This is a genomic window from Rhizobium sp. HT1-10 (assembly GCF_049472505.1).
In the GTDB taxonomy this organism is placed as follows: domain Bacteria; phylum Pseudomonadota; class Alphaproteobacteria; order Rhizobiales; family Rhizobiaceae; genus Rhizobium.
The window spans coordinates 174,108-200,007 of the sequence record NZ_JBCEBQ010000001.1; the positions used below are offsets into that span (position 1 = coordinate 174,108).

Annotated in this window: 16 protein-coding genes and 1 tRNA gene; 10 read left to right on the forward strand and 7 right to left on the reverse strand. The window is 62.2% G+C overall.

The features are described 5' to 3' along the window. From edd to VH564_RS00880, 5 genes are all read right to left on the reverse strand, one after another. On the reverse strand, positions 1–1,818 hold the full coding sequence (gene edd, locus VH564_RS00860; RefSeq protein ID WP_423337945.1) for a phosphogluconate dehydratase: 1,818 nt from the start codon (positions 1,816–1,818) through the stop codon (positions 1–3). Between the two features lie 69 nt (positions 1,819–1,887). After that, on the reverse strand, positions 1,888–2,586 hold the full coding sequence (gene pgl, locus VH564_RS00865; protein ID WP_423337946.1) for a 6-phosphogluconolactonase: 699 nt from the start codon (positions 2,584–2,586) through the stop codon (positions 1,888–1,890). 10 nt (positions 2,587–2,596) lie between these two features. After that, positions 2,597–4,072: a glucose-6-phosphate dehydrogenase gene (zwf, locus tag VH564_RS00870; RefSeq protein WP_423337947.1), complete on the reverse strand. Its 1,476-nt coding sequence runs from the start codon at positions 4,070–4,072 to the stop codon at positions 2,597–2,599. A 128-nt stretch (positions 4,073–4,200) separates the two neighbouring features. Beyond that, positions 4,201–5,499, reverse strand: coding sequence for an NAD(P)/FAD-dependent oxidoreductase (locus tag VH564_RS00875; RefSeq protein WP_423337948.1), 1,299 nt, complete (start codon positions 5,497–5,499; stop codon positions 4,201–4,203). Between the two features lie 12 nt (positions 5,500–5,511). Further along, positions 5,512–6,948: a glutamine synthetase family protein gene (locus VH564_RS00880; protein ID WP_423337949.1), complete on the reverse strand. Its 1,437-nt coding sequence runs from the start codon at positions 6,946–6,948 to the stop codon at positions 5,512–5,514. Positions 6,949–7,088: 140 nt separating this feature from the next. Between VH564_RS00880 and VH564_RS00885 the strand changes: the two genes are divergently transcribed. The 7 genes from VH564_RS00885 to VH564_RS00915 all read left to right on the forward strand — a co-directional run bounded on the left by VH564_RS00885 (position 7,089) and on the right by VH564_RS00915 (position 15,767). Next, positions 7,089–8,270, forward strand: coding sequence for an NAD(P)/FAD-dependent oxidoreductase (locus VH564_RS00885; RefSeq protein ID WP_423337950.1), 1,182 nt, complete (start codon positions 7,089–7,091; stop codon positions 8,268–8,270). 151 nt (positions 8,271–8,421) lie between these two features. Next, on the forward strand, positions 8,422–8,565 hold the full coding sequence (locus VH564_RS00890; protein ID WP_423337951.1) for a hypothetical protein: 144 nt from the start codon (positions 8,422–8,424) through the stop codon (positions 8,563–8,565). 320 nt (positions 8,566–8,885) lie between these two features. Continuing rightward, positions 8,886–11,423, forward strand: coding sequence for a methyl-accepting chemotaxis protein (locus VH564_RS00895; RefSeq protein WP_423337952.1), 2,538 nt, complete (start codon positions 8,886–8,888; stop codon positions 11,421–11,423). A 293-nt stretch (positions 11,424–11,716) separates the two neighbouring features. Further along, on the forward strand, positions 11,717–12,814 hold the full coding sequence (locus VH564_RS00900) for a polyamine ABC transporter substrate-binding protein (RefSeq protein ID WP_423337953.1): 1,098 nt from the start codon (positions 11,717–11,719) through the stop codon (positions 12,812–12,814). A gap of 75 nt (positions 12,815–12,889) precedes the next feature. Further along, on the forward strand, positions 12,890–14,032 hold the full coding sequence (locus VH564_RS00905; protein WP_423337954.1) for an ABC transporter ATP-binding protein: 1,143 nt from the start codon (positions 12,890–12,892) through the stop codon (positions 14,030–14,032). A gap of 4 nt (positions 14,033–14,036) precedes the next feature. Continuing rightward, positions 14,037–14,948 carry an ABC transporter permease subunit gene (locus VH564_RS00910; RefSeq protein ID WP_423337955.1) on the forward strand — a complete coding sequence of 304 codons (912 nt, stop codon included), beginning with the start codon at positions 14,037–14,039 and terminating at the stop codon, positions 14,946–14,948. 3 nt (positions 14,949–14,951) lie between these two features. Beyond that, a complete protein-coding gene (locus tag VH564_RS00915; RefSeq protein WP_423337956.1) occupies positions 14,952–15,767 on the forward strand; it encodes an ABC transporter permease in 816 nt (271 codons plus the stop codon). Here VH564_RS00915 and VH564_RS00920 read toward each other — a convergent pair whose 3' ends face one another. Then, positions 15,768–17,657 (reverse strand): AsmA family protein, encoded by a 1,890-nt coding sequence (locus VH564_RS00920; RefSeq protein WP_423337957.1) that lies wholly within the window; start codon positions 17,655–17,657, stop codon positions 15,768–15,770. It abuts the gene before it with no gap. 162 nt (positions 17,658–17,819) lie between these two features. On the opposite strand from VH564_RS00920, the gene VH564_RS00925 reads away from it, so the two are divergent. Then, positions 17,820–19,772, forward strand: a complete 1,953-nt coding sequence (locus VH564_RS00925; protein WP_423337958.1) for an acetoacetate--CoA ligase — start codon at positions 17,820–17,822, stop codon at positions 19,770–19,772. Between the two features lie 219 nt (positions 19,773–19,991). On the opposite strand, the gene VH564_RS00930 is transcribed toward VH564_RS00925, so the two are convergent. Further along, entirely contained in the window at positions 19,992–24,122 is a 4,131-nt protein-coding gene (locus VH564_RS00930) for an ATP-binding protein (RefSeq protein WP_423337959.1), read from the reverse strand. 513 nt (positions 24,123–24,635) lie between these two features. On the opposite strand from VH564_RS00930, the gene VH564_RS00935 reads away from it, so the two are divergent. Together VH564_RS00935 and VH564_RS00940 are read left to right on the forward strand one after the other, a co-directional pair. Continuing rightward, positions 24,636–24,712 (forward strand) — tRNA-His (locus VH564_RS00935). Between the two features lie 192 nt (positions 24,713–24,904). Further along, complete coding sequence (locus VH564_RS00940; protein ID WP_423337960.1) at positions 24,905–25,828, forward strand: SMP-30/gluconolactonase/LRE family protein; 924 nt, start codon at positions 24,905–24,907, stop codon at positions 25,826–25,828. The last annotated feature ends 72 nt before the right edge of the window (positions 25,829–25,900 follow it).

The following is a 25,900-nucleotide window of genomic DNA, read 5'->3' on the forward strand; positions in this document are numbered from 1 at the left end:
TTACGAAAACACGCCGGCGCCCTGGTCGGCCGGACCGGCGGCACGGCGGAAGGGAGCGAAGAGCTCGCGGCCCATGCCGAATTCGTTTTCCGACAGGTCGATCATGACGGGTGTGCGTTCGGCCAGATCGGCAGCATCGACCATCAGTTCGAGCGTTCCGGCGATGGCATCGATACGGATCATGTCGCCTTCCCGGATGCGGGCAATCGGGCCTCCATCGACGGCCTCGGGCGTCACGTGGATTGCCGCCGGGATCTTGCCCGAGGCGCCGGACATGCGCCCATCGGTAAGCAACGCCACGCGGAAACCGCGGTCCTGCAGGACGCCCAGCGCCGGGGTCAGCTTGTGCAACTCCGGCATGCCGTTGGCCTTCGGTCCCTGGAAGCGCACGACGGCGACGAAATCGCGGTTGAGCTTGCCCTCTTTGAAGGCTTCCTGCAGTTCCTTTTGGTCGTGGAAGATTACCGCCGGCGCTTCGATAATATGGCGCTCCAACTTGACGGCGGAGATCTTGATGACGGCCTTTCCGAGATTGCCGCGCAGCATCTTCAGCCCGCCGTTACCCTGGAACGGTGTTTCGATGCTGGCCAGAACTTTCGGATCGGCGCTCTTGTCAGACGATGCCTGACGGACGACGGCTCCGTTGCCGTCTAGCATGGCATCGACGGTGTAGGCCTCGAGCCCGTGGCCGAAGACGGTGCGCACGTCGTCGTGCACAAGGCCGTTCTTCAAAAGCTGCTTGATGAGGAAGCCCATGCCACCGGCGGCGTGGAAATGGTTCACGTCGGCCTGACCGTTCGGATAGACGCGCGCGAGCAGCGGCACGGCGTCGGAGAGCTCGGAGATATCCTGCCAGGTCAGCATGATGCCAGCGGCCCGCGCCATTGCCACCAGGTGCATGGTATGGTTGGTCGATCCGCCCGTCGCATGCAGGCCGACGACGCCGTTGACGATCGACCGCTCGTCGATCATCTCGCCGGCGGGCGTGTATTCGTTGCCGAGTGCTGTGATCGCCAGCGCCCGCTTGGTGGCCTCGCGGGTGAGCGCCTCGCGCAGCGGCGTGCCGGGGTTGACGAAGGAGGCGCCGGGCATGTGCAGGCCCATGATCTCCATCAGCATCTGGTTGGAGTTTGCGGTGCCGTAGAAGGTGCAGGTGCCGGGCCCGTGATAGGACTTCGATTCCGCCTCCAGCAGTTCCGGACGGCCGACTTTGCCTTCGGCAAACAGCTGGCGGACGCGCGATTTCTCGTCGTTCGGCAGGCCCGAGGTCATCGGTCCGGCCGGAATGAAGATCGCCGGCAGATGGCCGAAGCTCATGGCGGCAATGAACAGGCCCGGCACGATCTTGTCGCAGACCCCCAGATAGACCGAGGTGTCGAACATGTTGTGCGACAGGCCGACGGCTGCGGACATGGCGATCAGGTCGCGCGAGAACAGCGAGAGCTCCATGCCGGGTTGGCCTTGCGTGACGCCATCGCACATGGCCGGCACGCCGCCCGCCACCTGGGCAATACCGCCGGCCTCGTTGGCAGCAGCCCTGATGATGTCGGGATAGCGCTCGAACGGCTGGTGGGCCGAAAGCATGTCGTTATAGGAGGTAATGATCCCGAGATTGACGACCTGGTCCGCCGCCAGTGCATCCTTCTCCGAGGGGGAACAGACAGCAAAGCCATGGGCGAGGTTGGCGCAACCGAGCGCGCTGCGCTGGGCGCCCTTGCTGCCGACGCTGCGCAGACGACCGAGATAGCGTTCGCGGCTCGCCTTCGAGCGTTCGACGATGCGGGCGGTAATCGCGGATATGCGTGCGTCAGCGGACATGAGGAACCCCTGTCTTCTATCGGTTGCCGTATTTTTCGTGGCGGCGCGTGCGCGGCCCTTGGGCTCCGGTCAGGGAGCCCAGTATATCTCGACCGGAGACGTGGCCCGGCGCAGAATGGCGCGGATCGGCATCTCCGTCTCTTCGCCGGCCGATTGGGCCTTGGCTAAAACGTCCTTCTTGCTCTCACCCTCGATGTGCAGCACCAGAAGGCGAGCATCCTGCAGGCTGGAGAAGGTGAATGTCAGGCGCGGTTCGCCGGCACCCTCGGCTTCCATGGTGATGATGCCGCGCGGTGTTGCGGGATCGAGCGCCTTGGCGAGATTGCTGCCGCCGGGGAAGAAGGAGGCCGTGTGGCCATCACCGCCCATGCCGAGGATGGCAATATCGAACGGGTTGTCGATGCCCTTGGTCTCGGAAGTCGCGATGACGGCGGATTTTTCCGCGTCTTCGGCCGGCTGGTACAGCGGCAGGAACTTGGCTGCCGCCGCGTTATTCTTCAGCAGGTGCTGCTTGACCAGCAGATGGTTCGAGCGCGGGTTGTCCGACGGCACGAACCGTTCGTCGACCAGGGTGATCGTCACCTTGCTCCAGTCGAGGTCGCGCGATGACAGCGCTTCGAAGAAGGCCTTTGGCGTGGAGCCGCCAGACACGGCGAAATTCGCCGTGCCGCGCGCGGCGATGGCCGCGACGAGCGTTTCGGCAACCTTGTCCGCCAGACCGGCGGCCAGTGCCGCGCCACTTTCAAAAGCATGCATGTTTGCTGTCATCGCCGCTGCCTCAGATTTCGTCGTGCCAGGTGCGACCATCCCGCTCGATCAGCGCGATGGACTGGCTCGGGCCCCAGGTGCCGGACGTATAGCCCTGAACCTGCTGGCCCGTGGTTTCCCAGCCCTTGAGGATCGGGTCGACCCATTTCCATGCGGCTTCGACTTCGTCGCGGCGCATGAACAGGGTCTGGTTGTTGCGGATGACGTCCATCAGCAGCCGCTCATAGGCATCGGCGCTGCGCACGTGGAAAGCGTTGGCAAAGCTCATGTCGAGCGAGACGTTGCGCAGGCGCATGCCGCCCGGACCCGGATCCTTGATCATCAGCGACTGCTTGACGCCCTCGTCAGGCTGCAGGCGGATGATCAGCTGGTTCTGCTGAACGCGGCCAGCTGCGGCGTCGAAGATGACGTGCGGCAGCGACTTGAAGGTGATGATGATTTCCGACATGCGGCCGGCAAGACGCTTGCCGGTGCGGATGTAGAAGGGAACGCCGGCCCAGCGCCAGTTGCCGATCTCGGCCTTGATGGCGACGAAGGTCTCGGTGTTGGAAACGCCGCCTTCCAGTTCGTCGAGGTAGCCCTTGACCGGGCCGCCCGCCGAGGCGCCGGCGCGATACTGGCCGCGCACGGTTGCCTGCTCGACATTCGAAGCGTCGATCGGCTTCAGGGCGCGCAGCACCTTCAGCTTCTCGTCGCGCACCGCTTCCTGGTCCATCGACGACGGAATTTCCATCGCCACCAGGCAGACGAGCTGCATGATATGGTTCTGGACCATGTCGCGGAGCGCGCCAGCCGTGTCGTAGTAACCGGCACGACCTTCGAGGCCGACGGATTCGGCAACGGTGATCTGCACGTGGTCGATGTGGTTGGCGTTCCACAAGGGCTCATAGAGCGCGTTGGCGAAACGCAGCGCCATCAGGTTCTGGACGGTTTCCTTGCCGAGGTAATGGTCGATGCGGAAGATCTGCTCTTCCTTGAAGACCTTGCCGATCGTGTCGTTGAGTTCGAGCGCCGAGGCGAGATCGCGGCCGATCGGCTTTTCGACGACGATGCGCGTCTGCTTGGTGATGAGTTTGTGATCGCGGATCTTTTCCGAGATATCGCCGAAAATGGCCGGCGCGACGGCGAGGTAGAAGGCGCGAACGCGGTCTTTGCCGTCGTCGAGCAGCTTCTTCAGCTTGTCCCAGCCGGCATCGGACCTTGCGTCGACGGGAACGTAGAACAGCCGGGCGAGGAACTTTGCGACTTCCTCGTCCTTGTACTCGCCCTTCTTCAGGTGCTCCTTGAGGGCCGCCTGCGCGAAGTTGCGGTATTCCTCGTCGGACAGCGCGCTGCGCGATGCGCCGATGATGCGGGTCGGCTCGGTGAACTGGCCTTCGATCTGGCGGTGGTACAGAGCCGGCAGGAGCTTGCGCTCCGCAAGGTCGCCACTGCCGCCAAATACGACATAGTCAAAGGGATCAACGGGGATGATTTGGCTGCTCATGAGGTATCTCTCAATCAGACTTGGGTGGGGTCTTTTTAATCTAATCGATTTAAAAAGGCCAGTGTGCGTTGCGGTGAATTTCTACCTTGCTTGTAAAACGAATTGCGACGGGCGCAAACCGCTATTGGTCAGAACCTGTCCCGCAGCGCGAACCAGGTAAGTGCGAGGAACAGCAGCGGTGCCCGTAGCCGGCCTCCTCCGGGGAAGGCGGGGATATCCAGCCCCCGGAAAAGATCGAGATCGGTGGAGCCGCCGAGCACCATGTCGGCGTAGAGCTTGCCGCAATAGTTGGCCAGCATAACGCCATGGCCGGAATAGCCGCCGATCGAGGTGACGCCAGGCATGACTTCGCGTACGAAGGGCTGCCGCGTCATGGTGATGCCGACCGAGCCGCCCCAGGCATGGCTGATCTCGATGTCCTTCAGCGCCGGATAGACCTCGGCGATCTGCCGGCCGATATGCTGCTTGATGTCGCGCGGATTGTCCGCTGTGTAGGCCTCGCGCCCGCCGAACAGCAGCCGCCCGTCCTTTGACTTACGGAAATAGCGCACCACGAAGCGCGAATCGGCCACAGCCTCGCCGCCAGGCAGGATCGTGGGGAACTTGTCGAGCGGCACGGTCGCGCCGATGAATGAGCGCAGCGGCATGACATGGCCCGAGGTGACCGGTTCAAGGTTGCCGATATAGCCGTTGCAGGCGATCAATACGCGGTCGGCGGTGATCGTGCCGGCAGCGGTGTCGATCAGCGTCTTGCCGCCGGACTGGCGGATCGCCGTGGCCCTTGTCATTTCGAAGATCATTGCCCCCGCCGCCTGCGCCACGCGGGCAAGCCCGATCAGCAGCTTCAGCGGATGTATGTGGCCGGTGCCGGTGTCGCGCACGCCGAAGAAGAAGCGGTTCGATCCCATCCGTTCCCGCGTCTCTTCCTCGTCCATGAAGCGCAAGTGTGGATAGTCGTAGCGGCTGGCGGCGACCTCGGCATTGGCGATATAGGATTTCCGGTAGGCTCGCTTGTGGGCGACGTTCATCTGCCCCGGCATGTAGTCGATCTCGATGCCGTTGGCAGCGGCGAAGTCGAGGAGATTGTGCTTGGCCCGCTCGGCAAGGTCGAACAGCGCCTTCGACCGCTCGTAACCCAGCGTTTCCTCCAGCTCTTCCGGCCACCAGCGCTGGCCGGTGCCGAGTTGGCCGCCGTTGCGCCCGGAAGCGCCGTCGCCGAACCGCTCCGCCTCGATCAGCACGACGCTAACGCCGCCCTTGGCCAGGTTATAGGCGGCCTGCAATCCGGTATAGCCGCCGCCGATGATGGCGACGTCGGCGCTCCGCGAGCCGTCGAGGCTCGGATAGACCGGCCGCTCGCCTGCCGTCGCCTGATACCAGGAAAGACCGGGAGCGATGGGGCTCTGCCATGTTTCGGATAGAGTCATCGGACGCTCTCCTCAGACGTTGAGAAGGAGGAATTCGCGTTCCCACGGGCTGATCACCTGCATGAAGGTCTCGAACTCGCCGCGCTTGACGCCGCAGTAGAGGCCGATGAACTCGCTGCCGAAGACTTCCTCGAAAGCAGGTTCGTTTTCCAGCAGCGCGATCGCCTCGAGCAACCCGCGCGGCAGGTCGATCGAGCCCTCGTTGGCCGAATCCTCGGTCGGCGCGGTCGGCTCGATCTGGCGGGTGATGCCAAGCAGGCCTGAGGCGAGAGAAGCTGCGAGAGCCAGATAAGGATTAGCATCCGAACTCGGCAGCCGGTTCTCGACGCGGCGCGCCTGCGGGTCGGAGACCGGCACACGGAAGGCCGTGGTGCGGTTGTCGTAGCCCCAGGCATTGTTGACCGGGCAGGACATGTTCGGCATCAGCCGGCGGTAGGAATTCACGTAGGGCGCCAGCATCGACAGCGCGCTCGGCACGTATTTCTGCATGCCGCCGATAAAGTGGAAAAACTCCTGCGACGGCGAGCCGTCTTCGTTGGAGAAGACGTTGCGTCCGGTTTTTTCACTGACGATCGACTGGTGGATATGCATGGCAGAGCCAGGCTGGGCCTGCATCGGCTTGGCCATGAAGGTGGCATAGATGTCGTGCTTCAGCGCCGCCTCGCGAATGGTGCGCTTGAACATGAACACCTGGTCGGCCAGTTCGATGGGATCGCCGTGGCGCAGGTTGATTTCGAGCTGAGCCGGGCCTTCCTCGTGGATCAGCGTGTCGATCTCGAGCCCCTGCTTTTCCGAGAAATGGTAGATGTCGTCGATCAGTTCGTCGAATTCGTTGATGCCGGCGATCGAATATCCCTGGCCGCCGAGGATGGTACGGCCCGAGCGGCCTTTCGGCGGATGCAGCGGATAGTCGGGGTCATCGTTCTTGGCGACCAGATAAAACTCGATTTCGGGCGCAACCACCGGCTTCCAGCCGCGCGCCTTGTACAGCGCCATGACCCGCTTCAGCAGATTGCGTGGCGTATAGTCGACCTGATTGCCTGCGGAATCGACGATGTCGCAGATGACCTGCGCCGTCGGATCGGTTTCCCAGGGAACCACCGAAAGCGTCGAAAGATCGGGCACCAGCTTCAGGTCGCTGTCGCGCGGCTCATAGCGGAAGCTTTCGGTTTCTTCCGGATATTCGCCCGAGATGGTGTGGCGGTAGATCGCCGAGGGCAGGGCCAGCGACGTGTTGGAGGTGAACTTCGAGGCCGGCATCATCTTGCCGCGTGGCACGCCGGCAAGGTCGGGGGTGATGCACTCGATATCCTCGATGCCCCGCACCCGCAGCCACTGGATTGCTTCCTTCCAATCGGACACGCCGCGCGCCGAGCGCAGGCTCGGCGGAACTGTTGCGGCTTTCGACACGGCTTTGGCGGGTTTAAGCAGGCTCTTTTTGGATGGCATGAAACACCGGGTTTGCATTGAACTGGCGACATCATAACGGCAGTTTGCTAATTGGCGAGTGACAACCTGCCGTGTTTTCAGCAAATGGCAAGTTAGATGCCGGTTCTTCGGTAGAACCGGCACGCAGGAAGGATGGGAAAGTGGATCGGAAATGTGATGTCGTCATTATCGGCGCGGGCGCTGCCGGCATGATGTGCGCGATCCGCGCCGGCCAGCGGGGCCGCTCCGTCATCGTTCTCGACCATGCAGCCGCTCCCGGCGAAAAGATCCGCATTTCGGGCGGCGGCCGCTGCAATTTCACCAATATCCATACCGCGCCGAAGAACTTCCTCTCTGCCAACCCACATTTCGCCAAGTCGGCGCTGGCGCGGTTCACGCCGCAGGACTTCGTCGCCATGGTCGATCGCCATTGTATCCAATGGCATGAGAAGACACTCGGTCAGCTGTTCTGCGATGAAAGCGCCAAGGACATCGTCCGGATGCTGATGGAGGAGATGCTGGCGGCGGGCGTCACCTTGAAGCTGAAGACCAGCGTCTCCTCCGTCGCTGCAACTGCGGCCGGCTTTCGCATCTCGACCGACGAGGACACGATAGAGGCGGCGTCGCTGGTCATCGCCACCGGTGGCAAATCGATCCCGAAAATGGGCGCCACCGGTTTCGCCTATCGCATCGCCGAGCAGTTCGGTCTGCCGCTGGTCGAAACTCGACCCGGCCTAGTGCCGCTGACACTCGATCCAGCGCTGCTGGAGCGGCTCGCGCCCCTGGCCGGCATCGCCGCGCCGGCGGAAATCCGAAGCGGCAAGACCGGCTTTCGCGAGGCGCTGCTCTTCACCCATCGTGGCATCAGCGGCCCCGCCGTGCTGCAGATCTCCTCCTACTGGCGCGAGGGCGAAGAGATAACCATTGCCATCGAGCCCGACATCGACGTGCTTTCGAGGCTGAAGGCCGCCAAGCAGGCGAACGGGCGGATCGCCGCGCAGACGGCCCTTGCCGAATTCCTGCCGAAGCGCCTGGCGCAGTATGTCGCGGAGGCTGAAGGGTTCACGGGAAATCTGGCCGACCAGGCCGACAAGCAACTGCAGCGGCTGGCAGGCGCCGTCCAGGCGTGGAAGATCAAACCGGCCGGATCGGAAGGCTATCGCACGGCCGAGGTGACGCTCGGCGGCGTCGATACCAAAGCGCTGGATTCCCGGACGATGGAGGCAAAGGCGGTGCCAGGGCTCTATTTCATCGGCGAATGCGTCGATGTGACCGGCTGGCTCGGCGGCTACAATTTCCAGTGGGCCTGGGCCTCGGGCCACGTTGCCGGGGAAAACGCCTAGGTTTTATTAGCTGAACAAGAGATTCAAGACTTGTTAACGGCCGTGCCTCATTATGCCACCATACCGATGTTTTAGGCTCAGCCCATATTTTGGGTTGCCGGCCGGGCAAATTAGCGGTTATCGTGTCAGTGTCGAAATGGGATATGTGCTCATGAATAAGACATCGCGTCGCGCGCGCGCCATCGCCATCGCCGAAACTCAGGATAGCGCCAAGCTTATGGCGATCCGCCTGGCTATGCTTGCCACGGGCGCGACGGCCGCGTGTATTGCCTTCATGGCCTTCCGCGCGATCTAATATACGGGACTAATCCCGTAATCTGTCGGCGCATCTGCGAAGTCCTCCGTCGACTTCATTCTCGATGCGAACCGCGGCGTTTTACCTGTTTGGTCCGCAGCATTTCGACCTGAGCGCACCAAAAGCCTTTATCCGAATATTAACAGATTATCGTCACAATTCGTTCAATTGAGGGGCGTTTTCCTGTCCACCGGAAACGACGCAATGATTGCCGCCCGCCTTGGTGTGGGACCCTGCTTGTTATCCAGAATGCGAGTGACACACCCAGTCGGCGCCTGCTGCGCGGACGGAGCGGCTGTGTGCTGGGAGGCAAAGCCCGAATGTTGATTGATAAAGTTCTATCCCGCTTCAAGATTAAGACAAAGGTTCTGATATTTGTTCTGCCCTTCGTCATCAGCATCTCGGCCGTTGGGCTGACCGGCCTCTATGCCTCGGGCCTGCTGCAGGGGCGGATGGAAATTTCCAACAGTGTGTTGCAATCGCTGACGGGCTTCAAGAATCTCTATGGCTCGATGGACGATTTCCTGCGCATCACCAGCGAGCAGGCGCGCGACAAGCTGTATGCCGACATTCGTTCGCAGCAGGCGGTTCTCGCAGCGACGCTCGCCCAGGTCGGCGAAGGCGCCGAGGGCCACGAGGAGATTGCCGACGCCACCGCCAAGACAGCCGAGATTTCCAACGTCGTCGGCAAGCTCTGGACCCTGCATGAGCAGGAACTGGCTGTTCGCCAATCCATCGACGATGCCAAGCGCGTCCTGATCGGAACGCGCTTCAACGTCAATTTCCAGGCGCAGCAGTTGCAGGATGCGATGCGCAGCGACGAAGCCGATGCGACCTCGACGCTCCGCTCCGCCGATCGCCTTCTGAGGGGTGGCGATGCCCTGGTCAGCGTGACCGACGAGTTCAGCAAGGGTGCGACGCCTGCTGACAAGATCAAGGGCGTCAAGGATCGCCTGCCCGATATCGCCAAGGCGCAGCGCTCGATCGAACTCGCCATCCCGCAGAACCAGAAGAGCATGGTGACCTCGCTCGCCGGCACGATCAAGGACCTGACGACGCTCGTTAACGGCATCGATCCAGCCAGCGCCACGGACCAGACGGTGACCGATGTCGGCCGTCTCCTGTCGCGTTTCCGACAGATGTCGACCTACACCCAGCTGGCCGCGACCCAGATGATGCGCAAGGCAACGACAACCTTTGTCGAGATCGACACCCGCATCGCTCAGACCAATTCCGTTCTCGAGGACATCCGTCATCTCGAGGCATCGATCTATTCGCTGCAACTCGTGCTCGGCGAATTCCTCGCTGGAACCACCAAGGACAATCTCGTCCGCCTCCGCCAGGAACTCGCCAAGCTCGGCACCGACATGAACACGCTCGACCAGAGCGCCAAAGGCATGGATTTCGCTGCTGACATAGACACCGCCATCGCACCGGTGGTCACGTCGATGGATAGCGACGGCGGCAAGCTCGTCGAGACCCTCAGCCAGAGCGTCGTCGAATATGCTGACGCCCGTCAGCAGCTCGATCAGATCTGGGGCCAGCTGACCGCCTTCGCCCAAACGCAGAAGCAGAGCGCCGGCGCCGAGCGCGAGCAGGCCAACTCCATCTCCGTCCTCGCTACGGCACTCGGCATCATCCTGTCGATCGCCGGTGGTATCGCTCTGGTGCTGACGCTGCAGCGGCCCATCGGCCAGATCACCGCCGCCATGCGCCGGATCGCCGAGGGCAGGCTGGAAACCGCCATTTCAGGCGAGCAGCGCCCCGACGAGATCGGCGACATCGCCCGGGCCCTTGGCATCTTCAAGGAAAATGCCATCGCCAAGATCCGCATCGAGGAGCAGAGCGACGAAGAGCGGGCTGCCGCCGACCACGAGCGCCAGCGCAATGACGCCGAGAAGCGCGAACTCGACCGCCAGATCGACTTTGCCGTCACCGCCCTTGCCAGCGGTCTCGGCCGGCTCGCCCAGGGCGATATCTCCTCGACCATCGAAACGCCGTTCGTCGGCCGGCTCGAGCAGTTGCGCCAGGACTTCAACTCGTCGATGGCCCGCCTGCAGCAGACCCTCAGCCAGGTCCGCGACAATGTCGAGATGATCCAGAACAACGGCAACCAGATGGCCGCCTCCGCCGAGGACCTGTCGAAGCGTACCGAACAGCAGGCAGCCTCTCTGGAAGAGACAGCCGCTGCCGTCGAGGAGATCACCGTCACCGTGCGCTCGTCGGCCGAGCGCGCCAAGGATGCTGATGTCATCGTCCGCGAAGCCAAGCGCAGCGCCGACGACTCGTCCGTGGTCGTCAACAATGCCATAGACGCGATGAGCCGTATCGAAGATGCCTCCCGGAAGATCGAGCAGATCATCGGCGTCATCGACGAAATCGCCTTCCAGACAAACCTTCTTGCCCTCAACGCAGGCATCGAGGCCGCGCGGGCAGGGGAGGCCGGCAAGGGATTTGCCGTTGTCGCCATGGAAGTCCGAGAACTGGCGCAGCGGTCTGCCGCCGCCGCCCAGGAGATCAAGGCGCTGATCAACAAGTCGACCACCGAAGTCAGTTCCGGCTCCGAGTTCGTACAGCAGACCGGCACGGTGCTGGCGCATATCAGCACCCAGATTGTCACCATCAGCCAGCATGTCGAAATGATTGCCCGTGCCAGCCACGACCAGTCGAACGCATTGCAGGAGGTCAACTCGACCGTCAACCAGATGGACCAGATGACCCAGCAAAACGCCGCCATGGTCGAGGAGACGACCGCCGCCAGCCGCGAATTGGCAACGGAGGCCGATGCGCTGATGAGCCTGATCCAGCAGTTCAAGATCGACGCGGATTCTGGCCGCGGCTACTCGCGGGCGGCGTAAGCGCACTTCAGATGTGACCATTGCATCAGGACCGGGGTTTCGCCCCGGTCCTTTTTATTGTGGCGCTCTCTCAAAGGCCGTCTGCGGGGACGGAGAAGTGGCAAGGTCTCGAGGCAGCGGGGGAAGGCGAAGGGCAGGCTCTGCCGGAAATGCGACGCTTCACGGGTGCAATGCGAAAAAGCTCAGCCCAGCTGACCGTTTCCTCTTGTGGCCATCCGAAATCCTTTCTAGGCTGGCATGAAAAACAGAGGGTTGGGCGCCGCGCGGTGCTCTTGAACGGAACAGGAGAAAAGATGAAAGCCATTATCGCACGCCTGGCTGCGACCGCTTTTGCGGTGGCGGGCCTGGTTGCCTCGGCTCATGCCGCAGATCGCGTCGTGAATGTCTATAACTGGTCGGATTACATCGACAATTCCATCCTGACCGATTTCACCAAGGAAACCGGCATCAAGGTCGTCTATGACGTCTATGATTCCAACGAGACGCTGGAAGCCAAGCTTTTGGCGGGCGGCACCGGTTATGACGTCGTTGTGCCGACGGCGACCTTCCTGCAGCGTCAGATCGCGGCCGGTGTCTACCAGAAGCTCGACAAGTCGAAGATCCCGAACCTGTCGAACATGTGGTCCGAGATCACCGATCGCGCCCAGAAATACGATCCGGGCAACGACTACGCCGTCGACTACATGTGGGGCACCACCGGCATCGGCTACAACATCGACAAGATGAAGGAGATCCTCGGAACCGACGAGCGGCCGAGCTGGGATGTCCTGTTGAAGCCGGAAATCGCCGCCAAGTTCAAGGATTGCGGCATCTACATGCTGGATTCGCCCTCCGACGTTCTGCCGTCGGTGCTCGCCTATCTGGGCCTCGACCCCGACAGCCGCAATCCAGCCGATCTCAAAAGGGCGCAGGATGTCCTCACCGCGGTTCGCCCCTTTATCCGCAAGTTCGATTCGTCCAACTACATCAGCGCCCTCGCCCAGGGCGACATCTGCCTCGTGCTTGGCTATTCCGGCGACATCTTCCAGGCCCGCAGTCGTGCCGAGGAAGCCAAGAACAACGTCAAGATCGGCTACTCCATTCCTTCGCAGGGCGCGCAGATGTGGTTCGACATGATGGCGATCCCGAAGGATGCACCGCATGTGGCCGAAGCGCATGAATTCATCAACTACCTGATGAAGCCGGAAGTGATCGCCAAGGCTACCAACTTCGTCTTCTATGCCAATGGCAACAAGGCCTCGCAGGCCTTCGTCGACAAGGAGATCATGTCCGATCCGGTCATCTATCCACCGGATGACATGATGAAGAAGCTCTTCACCACGACGCCCTACGACAACAAGATCCAGAAAACCGTGACACGGCTCTGGACGACGGTCGTCACCGGCCAGTAAAAAAACATCGGCCCGGACCATTCGATCCGGGCCTTTTCATGTGACGCCACCGCACGCGCTATTCGGGGATCCCTGATGAAGTCTCTCGGCAATATCCGTCGTTCTTTTGCGCCCTGGACGGATCCCACGGCAAAGCCATTCATTTCTGTCCGCAACGTCACCAAGAGGTTCGGCGATTTCACCGCCGTCGACAATCTTTCGCTCGACATCTACCATCGCGAATTCTTCGCGTTGCTCGGTGCCTCGGGTTGCGGCAAGTCGACCCTGCTGCGCATGCTCGCCGGCTTCGAGCAGCCGACCTCAGGCGAGATCATCCTCGACGGCCAGGATCTGGCCGGCACGCCGCCCTATCGCCGGCCGGTCAACATGATGTTCCAATCCTACGCTCTTTTCCCGCATCTGACTGTCGAGAAGAACATCGCCTTCGGCTTGCGCCAGGACGGCATGAGCAAGGCGGAGATCGGCGAGCGGGTCACCCAGATGCTGAAGCTGGTCAAGCTCGAGCAGTTTGCCAGCCGCAAGCCAAACCAATTGTCCGGTGGCCAGCGTCAACGCGTCGCCTTGGCCCGGTCGCTTGCCAAGCAGCCGAAAGTGCTGCTGCTCGACGAACCGCTCGGTGCGCTCGACAAGAAGCTGCGCGAAGAGACCCAGTTCGAGCTGATGGATCTGCAGCAGAGCCTCGGGCTTACCTTCGTCGTCGTCACCCACGACCAAGAGGAGGCCATGACGATGGCCGACCGGATCGCGGTGATGAGCCATGGCAAGGTGGCGCAGGTGGCGACCCCCGCCGAAATCTACGAGGCACCGAACTCGCGCTTCGTCGCCGGCTTTATCGGCGACGTCAATATTCTGGACGGCAACGTCGCGGCGACACCGCCGGGCCAGGTAGAGATATCAGTCGACAATGCCTTCACGCTGCGCACCGCGACCGGCGATACCCGTACGGTCGGTAGCCGCGCCGGCTTTGCCATTCGTCCGGAAAAGCTGCGGGTCACCCGCAACCCTCCCGCCGACGTCACGGTGAATGCGGCAAAGGGTGAGATCTGGGACATTGCCTATCTCGGCGACATGACGGTGTTCCATGTCAAGCTGCAGGGCGGCCAGGTCGTCAAGGCCTCGTCGCTGAACGCGGTGCGTGCCGTCGAGGATCCGTTCGGCTACGACCAGGAGGTCTGGGTCTCCTTCGATGAAAATGCCGGCGTGCTGTTGAAGGATTGAGACCATGGGAACGATCGGTTCGGCCCTCTACCGTCGCCTCGTCATCATCATCCCCTATCTGTGGCTGCTGATATTCTTCCTGGCGCCGTTCTTCATCGTTTTCCGCATGTCGCTGTCGACCTCGGCAACGGCAATGCCGCCCTATACCCCGGTGTTTTCGACCTCGGATGGCCTCAGCGGCTTCATCGACAATGTCAGGCAGCTGTCCTTCGACAACTACATATGGCTGACCGGTGACCCGCTCTATTTTAAGGCCTATGTCTCGAGCGTCACCATCGCGGCCATCTCGACCCTGCTGACGCTGCTGATTGCCTATCCGCTCGCCTACGGCATGGCGCAGGCACCGCGTTCGATCCGCCCGACGCTGCTGATGCTGGTGATCCTGCCGTTCTGGACGAGCTTCCTCATCCGCGTCTATGCTTGGATTGCCATCCTCAAGCCGGAGGGCCTGCTCAACCAGGTGCTGCTTTCTCTCGGCATCATCCATGAGCCGCTGATCATCCTGAACACCAACACGGCCGTCTATATCGGCATTGTCTATTCCTATCTGCCATTCATGGTCCTGCCGCTCTATTCGGCGCTGGAGAAGCTGGACCATACGCTGATCGAAGCGGCGCAGGATCTGGGCTGCCGGCCGATCACCGCCTTCTGGAGGGTGACCTTTCCGCTGTCGCTGCCGGGCGTCATCGCCGGCTGCATGCTGGTATTCATTCCGGCCGTCGGCGAGTTCGTCATCCCCGATCTTCTGGGCGGCTCGCAGACGCTGATGATCGGCAAGACCCTTTGGAACGAGTTCAACGCCAACCGCGACTGGCCGGTGTCGTCGGCCGTGGCAACGATCCTGCTGCTGCTGCTTGTCGTGCCGATCATGTTCTTCCAGAATATCCAGGCGAAAGCCGACGAGCAGGGGAGATAGACGATGGTCAGATGGTCCCGCTTCAACGTCGCTTCCGTCATGCTCGGCTTTGCCTTTCTATACCTGCCGATCGTGCTGCTGGTCGTCTTCTCCTTCAACGAGTCGAAGCTGGTGACGATCTGGACCGGCTTTTCCTTCAAGTGGTATGTGCAGCTGATGCAAAATCAGGCGCTGCTCGACGCGGCCTGGGTGACGGTGCGGGTCGGATTGCTTTCGGCGACGCTGGCAACTGTTCTGGGCACGCTCGCTGCCTTCTCGCTGGTACGTTACACGCGCTTCCGCGGCCGCATGCTGTTTTCCGGCATGGTCTATGCACCATTGGTCATGCCCGACGTCATCACCGGATTGTCGTTGCTGCTGCTCTTCGTCGCCATCGGCTTCGACCGCGGTTTCTGGACGATCACGCTCGCCCATACGACGCTGACCATGTGCTTCGTTGCCGTCGTCGTGCAGTCGCGGCTGGTGAGCTTCGATCAGTCGATCGAGGAGGCGGCGCTGGATCTCGGCGCCACGCCACTGAGAACTTTCATCGAAATCACCCTGCCGATCATCTCGCCGGCGGTGTTCTCAGGCTGGATCCTGGCTTTCACCCTGTCGCTCGACGATCTCGTCATCGCCAGCTTCACTTCGGGCCCCGGTGCGACGACGCTACCGATGAAGATCTACAGCCAGGTGCGTCTCGGCGTGACACCGGAGATCAACGCGGTCTGCACCATCCTGATCGCCATCGTCACCGTCGGCGTCATCTGCGCTTCGATTGTCACCAAGCGGCGGGAAATCCAGCGCCAGCGCGATGAGCACGCCGCCAACGCCCATTGATCACGGTGCCGGCGCTTTTTGCAGCAGCGGCGTGGCCGGGGAAATGATCGCGTCCGGCCAGGTGCCGCCGATGAAGAACGGCAGCGACGGCAGATCCGCCTGGCTAGCCGGGTCGGTTGCCTTCAGGGTACCGGAGAGCGCCAGGGAATTGCTGCGAAACGGGACGACCCCGGACAGGTTCAAGCTCTCGTTCCGCCCGACGATCTCCGCATTCTGGACTTCGGCGGACCCCTTGGCAAAGCTCGCATCCAGCTCGATGCTGTTGAAGTCGAAGGCCGTATCGCCGACGTCGCTCATGCGGAAGAAATTTTTCTGGGTCGCGAGCGCGCGAAAGGTCGAGACGTTGAACTGACGGAAGCTGCCCGACTTGGACCAGAAGCGGAGCTTGCCTGCGACATCGCCAAGGTTGGCGGCCCAGATCGGCCGGTCTGTGCTCAGCGCCAGATCGAGCGAGCCGGTGGCAAGCGGCAGCGGACCTTGCAGCTTGAGACGCGTGAACAGGCCGCCAAAGTCGGCGTCGCGGATCGAGATCTGCAGCTTGCCGCCGCCGTTGAAGTTCTGCTCGGTGACTTCCAGATGCGCAGTCAGCCGGCCGCTCTCGAAGCCGCTGTCGCCGATATCGAACTTGGCCTTGCCGCCGGACACGAGCAAGCTTGCACCGATATTGTCGAACTGGAACGGCCCAAGCGCCGCCGTCTTTGCCGACAGCCTCAGGTCCAGATCGAGCCGCTGCAGCGGGTTGCCGTAGAGCAGCGTATCGATTGCCGTGCTCGCCGCAAGTCGCATGGAAAAGGCGGCCAGGAATGGATTGAGATTCATCGTGTCGAAGGCAAGGGTGCCGGAAATCTTCGGCTTCTCGGTGCCGCTGTAGACGTAGTCCATGACACCGGACGCTGCCGCATCGTTGAGCACGAAGTTCAGGTTGTTGAAGCGCATGCCCTCGCGAACGGTCGAGATATCGGCGTTCAAGGACAGGTTTTTCAACGTCGCGCTGCCCGGCAGCCGCTCGCCGCTCCAACTGAGGAAGGACGGCATGTCCGGAATTGCGAGATCGAGATTGCCGGCCAGCGCCGAATAATCGGTAATGTTGGTGATGCCGGTGAACGTGCCATGGATCAGAGGCGACGAGAAGGTGGTCTTGGCCTGGACGTTCTTGCCGGCAAAAAGCAATAGCGGCTGCTCGGAGGAGAAGTCGACCTTGATATCCTGACCGTTCAGCCGCGCGAGCAAAACGGCCGACATCGGCTTGGAGAGCCGCGGCCAGGAGATGTCGGCGTTAACGCCGTCGAGGCGAAACAACCGGCCGCTTTTGTCATCGGTCATTTCGACCGTGCCGTCTTCGACCGTGACGCCGCCGATCTTGGCATCCTGCGACGAACTGATGACAGGACTGCCAATCGGCGACTTTTCGATCCGATCGATGGCGCGGCCGAGCAGTCCGGCATTGGTCCAGTCGATCAGCCCGGTGTCGTCGCGCCTGACGTAGATGACCGGCCGAAGAAAATGAAATTCGTGGAAGTCCGCCCGTCCGCGCAGGGCGGCCAGCAGGGAAAAATCGGCGGAGAGGCTTTCGACATGGCCGATCACCTTGCCGTCCGCCTTCCGCTCGCGGATCGTCACCTGGTTGAGCGTGACGCGTGGCGTCGGCCAGAAGTCGATGGTGGGTGCCCCCTGGATTTCCGCGCGGTACCCGGTCCATCGCGACATGTCATCCTCTATGCCTGTGCGGACGATGCCGATGGAGATCAGGAAGGGCGCAGTTGCGCGAAACACCACGGAAATGATCACGAGTGTCAGAAGTGTGATGCCCACCGTCCGCGCGACCGACGGCAACCAGCGTCTCGTCGAATGCAGCGCACGCCGCCAACCTTTATTACCTGACGCCGTCATGGTGATACAGAAACTCTCGAACAGTTGTGCATGATTTTGCCTGCGTTTGGCGGATATAGGAATTGGTGAGCATATGCAAACGTCGCAACCGGACCACAGTGTCATCCCGCGATCTTTATACTAACAGGCGCAATGCCGATCTTGAATGAAAAGGGGAGCCGAATGCTGGACGAACGTCCCTTGTGGGAGCTGTCGGAGGCCGACCGCCTGCAGACGCCGATGTTTGCCTTCATGCAATATTGCAGCAGCGCCTATGGCGTCTCGCTCTCCGACTTTCCGACGCTGCAGGCCTGGTCAATCGCCGAGCGCGCGCACTTCTGGACCGCCGTTTGGGACTTCTGTGGCGTCAAGGGCAGTCGCGGTGCACGGGCTCTGGTCGATGGCGACGATATGCTTGAAGCCCGCTTCTTCCCGGAGGCGGAGCTGAACTTTGCCGAGAACCTCCTGAGCAGACGCGGGGCCTCCGACGCGCTCATTTTTCGCGGCGAAGACAAGGTGAGAGACCGCTGGTCCTGGGACCGACTGAGGGACGAGGTGTCGCGCCTGCAACAGGCCTACCGCGCGATGGGCATCGCCAAGGGCGATCGCATCGCGGCGATGATGCCGAACGTGCCTGAAACCATCGCCTGCATGCTGGCCGCCGCTTCGATCGGTGCCATCTGGTCCTCCTGCTCCCCCGATTTTGGCGAGCAGGGCGTCATGGATCGGTTCGGCCAGATCGAGCCGAAGCTTTTCATCGCCTGCGACAGCTACTGGTACAACGGCAAGCGTCAGGACATCGCCGGGAAGATTGGCGCCGTCACCAAACGGCTCGGCGTGCCGACGCTGATTGTCGGCTATGCAGGCGATGCGGCCGGCGTCGCAGCGATGGTTGCGGGGGCGACGACGTGGGAGGCCTTCCTGTCGCCGTTCACGCCGCGGGAGGTGGATTATGTGGCGCTGCCTTTTGCCCATCCGCTGTTCATCCTGTTCTCGTCAGGCACCACGGGCGTGCCGAAATGCATCGTCCATTCCACAGGCGGCACGCTGCTTCAATTGGTCAAGGAGCACCGCCTGCACTGCGGCGTCGTTCCCGGCGACAGGGTCTTCTATTTCACCACCTGCGGCTGGATGATGTGGAACTGGCTCACGGCAGGCCTTGCCGCCGGGGCAACGCTCTGCCTCTATGACGGCTCACCCTTTGCCCCAGACGGCAATGTCCTGTTCGACTACGCCGCCGAAGAGCAATTCGCGATCTTCGGCACCTCCGCGAAATATCTCGACGCCGTTCGCAAGAGCGGGCTGGTGCCGGCAATGACGCACGACCTGTCGAAGCTGCGGCTCATCACCTCCACCGGTTCGCCCTTGTCGCCCGAGGGCTTTTCCTTCGTCTACGAGGGCATCAAGGCGGATGTCCAGCTGGCGTCGATTTCCGGCGGCACCGACATCGTCTCCTGCTTCGTGCTCGGCAATCCGCTGCAGCCGGTGTGGCGCGGCGAAATCCAGGGCCCGGGTCTGGGGCTGGCGGTCGATGTGTGGAATGAGGAGGGTGTGCCCGTGCGCGGCGAAAAAGGCGAGCTTGTCTGCACGAAAGCTTTTCCATCAATGCCGGTGATGTTCTGGAACGATCCAGGCCGCGTCAAGTATCGCGCCGCCTATTTCGAGCGTTTCGACAATGTCTGGTGCCATGGCGATTTCGCGGAATGGACAGAGCACGGCGGCCTCGTCATCCACGGCCGATCCGACGCCACCCTCAACCCTGGCGGCGTCCGCATCGGCACGGCCGAGATCTACAACCAGGTGGAGCAGATGGCTGAGATTGCCGAAGCTCTGTGCATCGGCCAGGAGTGGGAGGACGACGTGCGCGTCGTGTTGTTCGTGCGCCTGGCTCCGGGTCAGGATTTGACCGAGGAACTCATCCAATCGATCAAATCCCGGATCAGAAGCGGCGCCACACCACGCCACGTACCGGCCAAAATCATCGCCGTCGCCGACATCCCGCGCACCAAGTCCGGGAAGATTGTCGAGCTGGCGGTGCGCGAGGTCGTGCATGGCCGCGCGGTCCGCAACAAGGAGGCACTGGCCAATCCCGAAGCCCTCGAACTTTATGCCGGATTGAATATATTAAAGAATTGACCGACCCAACCGTCATTCCCGGCAGGGTAGAGATTGCCTCGGCTTTTAGGCTTCCGTTAACTTCTAGAGTCCAAGGTATCGAAAGTTGCGTTCGCGCCTACGTGCACGTTTCGTAATGTACGACCAGACGGAAACTCCCCAACCGATGGTCTATCCTAGTTCAACAGCATGACTTCGGGCGGCCATTGGCCGCCCTTTTTTGCGTTCTCAAGGTTTGATTTAATCCGCCAAAACCCGGGGCGAGGGGAAGGTCACCTCGACCAGCGTCCCTTCGTTTGGTGCGGAGTGGATGGAAAACAGCGCCCTGTTGGCGTCGACCATCGCCTTGGTCAGCGGCAGTCCGAGGCCGGTGCCGTCGCCGCGCTGGCGGGCGTTGGTGGCAACCTGGCGGAACGGCTTCATGGCCTGTTCCAGCTCCGTGCGGGTCATGCCGATGCCGGTATCGCGGATCCGCAGCACGACGCTGCCATTGCCCTCGTAGGATGTCGACACCACGATCTGCCCTCCCGACGGCGTGAAGCGGATCGCATTTGACAGGATATTCAAGGCGATCTGCTTGATCGACCTCAGGTCCGCGACGACGTTCGGAACGGATTGGGAAAGGCCGGTGCGGATGATGACACGCTGGCCGTTGGCCTGCGGCTGGACGATCGAAACGGCTTCGGCAATTGCCTCGTTGAGGCCGACGGCGCCGAATTCCAGCTCCATCTCGCCGGCTTCGATCTTCGAGATATCGAGGAGGTCGTTGACGATGTCGAGCACGTGCCGGCCAGACCGGCCGATGTCGCCCGCATATTCGACATAGCGGGCATGGCCCATCGGCCCCAGCCGTTCGCTCGCCATCATGTCGGAGAAGCCGATGATAGCATTGAGCGGCGTGCGGATTTCGTGACTGACCCGGGCGAGGAAGTCGCTCTTGTGCGCATTGGCCGTCTCGGCCGCACGCTTGGCGTTGCGCAACTCTTCCTCGGTGCGCTTCCACTGCGTGATGTCGCGGATGACGGCGCAGTAGCCGTTCGACGAGGTCAGCACGCCCATGGTCATGAACAGCGGCACGAAACCACCCGAAGCCTCGCGACCGATCACTTCGCGTCCGTCATTCAGGACGCTGGCGACGCCATTGCCGGTGAGGCCGCTCAGGTAGTCGAGCACAGCCTTCTGGCTTTCATGGGCAAACAGCATGACAAACGGTTTGCCGCGGGTTTCCTGCTCGTCGTAATTGAAGAGCGCGCTGGCCGAGCGGTTCATCGAGCGGATATCGCCCTCCGGCCCGATGATCGCAACCCCATCGGTCGCCGTCTCGAGGATCGACTGCAGTTCTTCGACCTCGACCTGCAGCTTGGCGACCTTTTCCAGCATGCGTTCCGGGCGCGCTTCGTCGCGACTGTCCGACCTTGCGGTCACCAGGGCATCGCCGTCCTTGTCCACAGGCATCAGTGCCAGCATCAGGGCGCTGGTGTCTTCCCAGCGGATGGACTGCAGACGCGCCGTTACCGGTACCAATACGTCGTCGGCCCTGACCACCACCATCACGCCCGAACGCTCGGTCTTGCCTTCCAGATCCTGGCGCTGCAGCAAGGCATCGAGGCCACCGACGCCTTCGACTTCCTCCAGCGAGGAATAGCCCGTCAGCCGCATGAACTCGGAATTGGCGTGAATCAGCGTGTCGCCGGCATGGATAAGGATCGCAACGGGGAGCTGGTCGACAATGGAAGCCGAAAGACCATCCGTCATCTTCACCCGCGGCGGGATGGCCGTGTTGAGCACGTCGAGCGCATTGAAATCGGTTTCCGGCAGATCCGTGCTTTCGTCGGCTCCGGCATGCTCGAGCGACGCTGCGCCCTCCTTGTCGTCGTTGGCGGCAGCCGGCGGCAATGTCGAGGCCGTAGGTTCTCCCTCGTGCATTTCCGTTCGTGAACCCGGATCTTGAACCGCGTCTTCCGTCGTCTGCTCCGGCGGCTCGCCGCGCTTGCCGAATGGTTCGAGTTGCTTGGCGATTTCTCGAAAGGCAGCCTGTTCGGCCAGCGACAGGCCTTCGCTGACGGTCAGCCGACGCTCATGCAGCTGGATCACCTTGTCCGAAAGCCGCCGGTTCGGCGTCTCCGCGATCTGCAACGCCGGCCGCTCCACATGGAACGGCAGCTCAGGCTCGTTGGGTTCGAAGATCTGCTCCGTCTGTCCCTGCGAGGGTGCGGCCACATGCTCTTCGGACGACTCCTCGGCGTCAGAGCCGGGCAGGTCTTCCTCGGCGGTTGCCTGGTCGACGACCAGCGCCTCTTCCGGTCGGTCCTCGCTTTCCGACGTCGTCGGAACGACTTCCGCCAAATCCTCCGGTTCGCCGTCGACGGCGGGTCGGTCGCCAAGCGTGAGGCCTGTTTCGCGCGGGTCTTCTGCCGCATCCGACAGGCGTACGACGCCGAAGCCTCGGAATCCGTCAAACTCGCGATTGCGCGTATAGGTCGGTAGAGCGGCAAGATCCACCGGCACGGTCAGCGTCGTGCCCTCCACCGGCCAATGGATCGTCCGCCCGGACCAGGTGTCGCGACGGGCCAGCAGCTCGGCGATCTTGCCGTCGGGATCGAGGTTGAACAGCGCTGCGATATCGACAAAAGCAACGCCGGTTATGGCCTTGGCATGCGGGCCGACGGCTTCGGCGAACTCACGCGAAATCTCGCTGAACCGACCTTCTGCGTCGATCTTCCAGACGAAGCGCGTCGCGCGGCCATGGCGATTGAACACGAAAGGTTGCGGCTGTTCGGGCGTGGCGACAACGTCACCGGCAGCGTCCGGCTCCGTGCCGGAAACAGCTGCCGCTGCCTCGACAGGCTCGCTCGTTGCCTCGACGGCAGCCGGCTCGTCGCCGTGGCCTGCATGATCTTCCGTGTCTGCATCGGTCATCGAAGCCACAGTCGCGGCGTCGTCGGCCTCGGCGGGCGTAATCCCGGCCTCTTCCGCCCCTGGCTGTTCCGCAGCGCCCGCCTTGTCCACTAAAATGTCGCTCGGTGCCGATGTCTCGTCACTTTCGGTGACGGGCTCGCTGATGACATGCTCGATAGCAGGCCCGGCCGGATCGGTCGGCTCGGAAGGGTGATCTCCACCAGCCGCGACGTCACTATCCCCGTCGGGAATGTGCTCACCAACCTCTGCAGGCTGCTGTTCGGCTTCGCTGTCGACGACGTCCGGAGCTGCCTCGATATCGGCGATCTCCTCGGGCGCCTCCTCGACATCCTCGATCTCGGCAACGGCGTCGATTGCTGCCGCAAAGCCGGGCTCTTCAGGCGCTGGAGCCTCGCTTGCGGTCTCCTCTATTGCCGGCGTGGGCGAAACGTCGTCCCGCTCAGGCTCGCAGAGCAATGCATCTGCTTCCTGTTGGCTGTCAGCAGCGGCTTGGACTGGGGCTTCCCCCGAAAGCCTATCGACGGCTTCACTCAAAGCGATTTCGCTGCCCACTGCTTCATCACCGAGCGGCTTGGCTTCTTCGGCTTCCGTCGCTTTCGGACGTTCGGCCGACTCCAAGGCCAATCCTTCAGTGCCGGCGTCCGCGGGATGTTCATCCACCACAGCATGCGCTTCGGGAGCGACCGCGCCTGACTCCAGCTCGACCGCCGCGGCCGCCGCGACGTCCGAAGCAGGCGCTGGAACCGCCAATGCGGCCGGTGCGGTTTCGACTGGATCGAGATGGCCGATGACCATTTCGACGACGAAAAGGAGATTGAGGGCAGGCGTGTCGGACAGCCGACCGATCGCCGCGGGCAGAAAACCCTGGCCTGTGCGGATCGGGCGCTTGATCAGGCGTTCCGGCTGGGTGCCTGCCATGGTCACCAGCATGCCGGCCGTCTCCGTGGTGATGCCGAGCGCCCGGAAGCCGGGGGAGGCGGCAATGATCTCGCCGTCGCGGCCGATGACGGCGATATGCGTGTCCGGATCGTCGAAGCCGTCGAGCATGCGCTGGGCGCGCTCGTTCGTCTCAAGCGGCTTGGCGGAGATCGGGCAGGAGAACAGGATGGCGTCCTCGCCGGCCGGCGTGCGGATCATCTCGACGCTGGCATTGGCGACGATGCGCTGGAAGCCGGAGGCGACGCGGATCAGGAAGCCGCGCGTCTCGCCGACGGCATGAAGCTGGTGGGCCGTGGCCGAAATCTGGCGAAAGGAAACATCGCCCGGCCGGGCACCCTGGTCGAGGAAATCGTAGATGGCGGCATAACCGAAGAGATCGGCGCCCGCACCATTGGCCCAGAGCACGCGGTCGAGCCCGACGGAAAACAGCGCCATCGCCTCGCCGCGCGCAAACCGGTCGCGAATGCGCGGATGCACGGCAATGTCGATGAACGGATACTGTACTGCCGGCATTTTCCAACCTGATGTTCGAGCCGATGGCCTTCTCGCATTAACAATTTATTAATATAGGTGCCGTCTCGTCCGGTCCAGCAACAGCCGATGCTTTCGCCGGAGAGGGTTAACGGACGCTTGGTCGGCGGCTCTGCTACCTTCGTGACGCAGATCTTGGAATTCACCGGTCACGCACAACGATCGCCCATGTCCAAATTCCGGCCGAACGCGACCGGAGGCCGAGACGACATGGATATTCCAAGCATATCGACGAGCGCCGACTTTTCAATCGCCACCCCTGCGTCATCCACCATCTTGGCGCCGAAATGCCGTATTTCCGCTCCCCCGACGATGAAGAGACACACGCCGTCCGCAATTTGTCTCGCTCCAGTCCGGGCCAATCGGCGGCATTCTTCCCATTGCCGAGGCGCCTGTGGACGCCGCTGGCGACTTTTTGTCGATTAGCCGAGATAGGACTTGAAAAAAATATGAACTCCCCGTATTTCACCCACGTCGCGCCGATGCGCGGCATGTGCGGTTGTAGCTCAGTTGGTTAGAGCGCAGGTTTGTGGCACCTGAGGTCGGAGGTTCGAGACCCCCCAACCGTACCATTATTTCCACGATAAGACGTATCCCTTGAGTTTCAGGTGTCGGCGCAGGCTGCGGTCAGCCTTGCCAAATCCTACCCATCCGCCATCTCGCAACCTTCCCCATCCCCCTCGCTGCCCTTCTCCCCGCCCGGGGGCTTGGAAGACCGCTGGAACATGATATCGATAACGTCGGTACAGTGTGGAGGATTATGGATGTTTGGAGAGTTGGAAGGAAGCGGGTTCGAGGTTCTTGATCCGCGGTTCGAGGTTTGCTTTGTCGGGCATGCGCGGGTGGAGCGGCTGTGGACGGGTGGGCGCTGGCTCGAGGGGCCGGCCTGGTTTGCTGCCGGGCGATACCTGGTTTTCTCCGACATTCCCAACAACCGGATGATGCGCTTCGACGAGACCAGCGGTCAGACTTCGGTTTTCCGTTCGCCCTCGAACAATTCCAACGGCAACACGGTCGATAATGTTGGTCGGCTGGTCACCTGCGAGCACCTGACGCGGCGCGTCACGAGGACGGAGTTCGATGGCTCGGTCAGCGTCCTCACCGATAGCTTCGGCGGAAAGCGGCTCAATTCGCCGAACGACGTCGTCGTCAAATCCGACGGCTCGATCTGGTTCACCGATCCGAGCTACGGCATTCTTACGGATTATGAAGGCGACTATGGCGAGGCGGAACTCGACGGCTGCCATGTCTACCGCCACGATCCGGCGACCGGTACGACGAGGGTCGCATCGGATTTCGTCAAGCCGAACGGGCTGGCCTTCTCCCCGGACGAATCCATCCTCTACGTCGCCGACACCGGCGCCTCGCATGAGAAGGATGGGCCGCGCCATATTCGCAAGCTCTCCGTCGGCGAAAATGGCGCGCTTACAAACCGCGGCCTGTTTGCAGAGTGCACCGCCGGATTGTTCGACGGCTTCCGCGTCGATCAGAAGGGCCGTATCTGGTCCAGCGCCGCCGATGGGGTCCATGTCTTCGATCCGGACGGCACGCTGATCGGCAAGGTCCGCATCCCGGAGGGTGTCTCCAACCTGACGTTCGGCGGGCCGAAGCGGAACCGGCTGTTCATAACAGGCACGACCTCGCTCTATGCCGTCTATGTCACCGCCAACGGCAGCAAGCTGGGGTGAGCCGGCGCGGAGCCCGAAATAGAGGGCGCGGCAGCGCCGGGTCGCCGTTGTTGCCTCGCCTTGGCGCCAGCC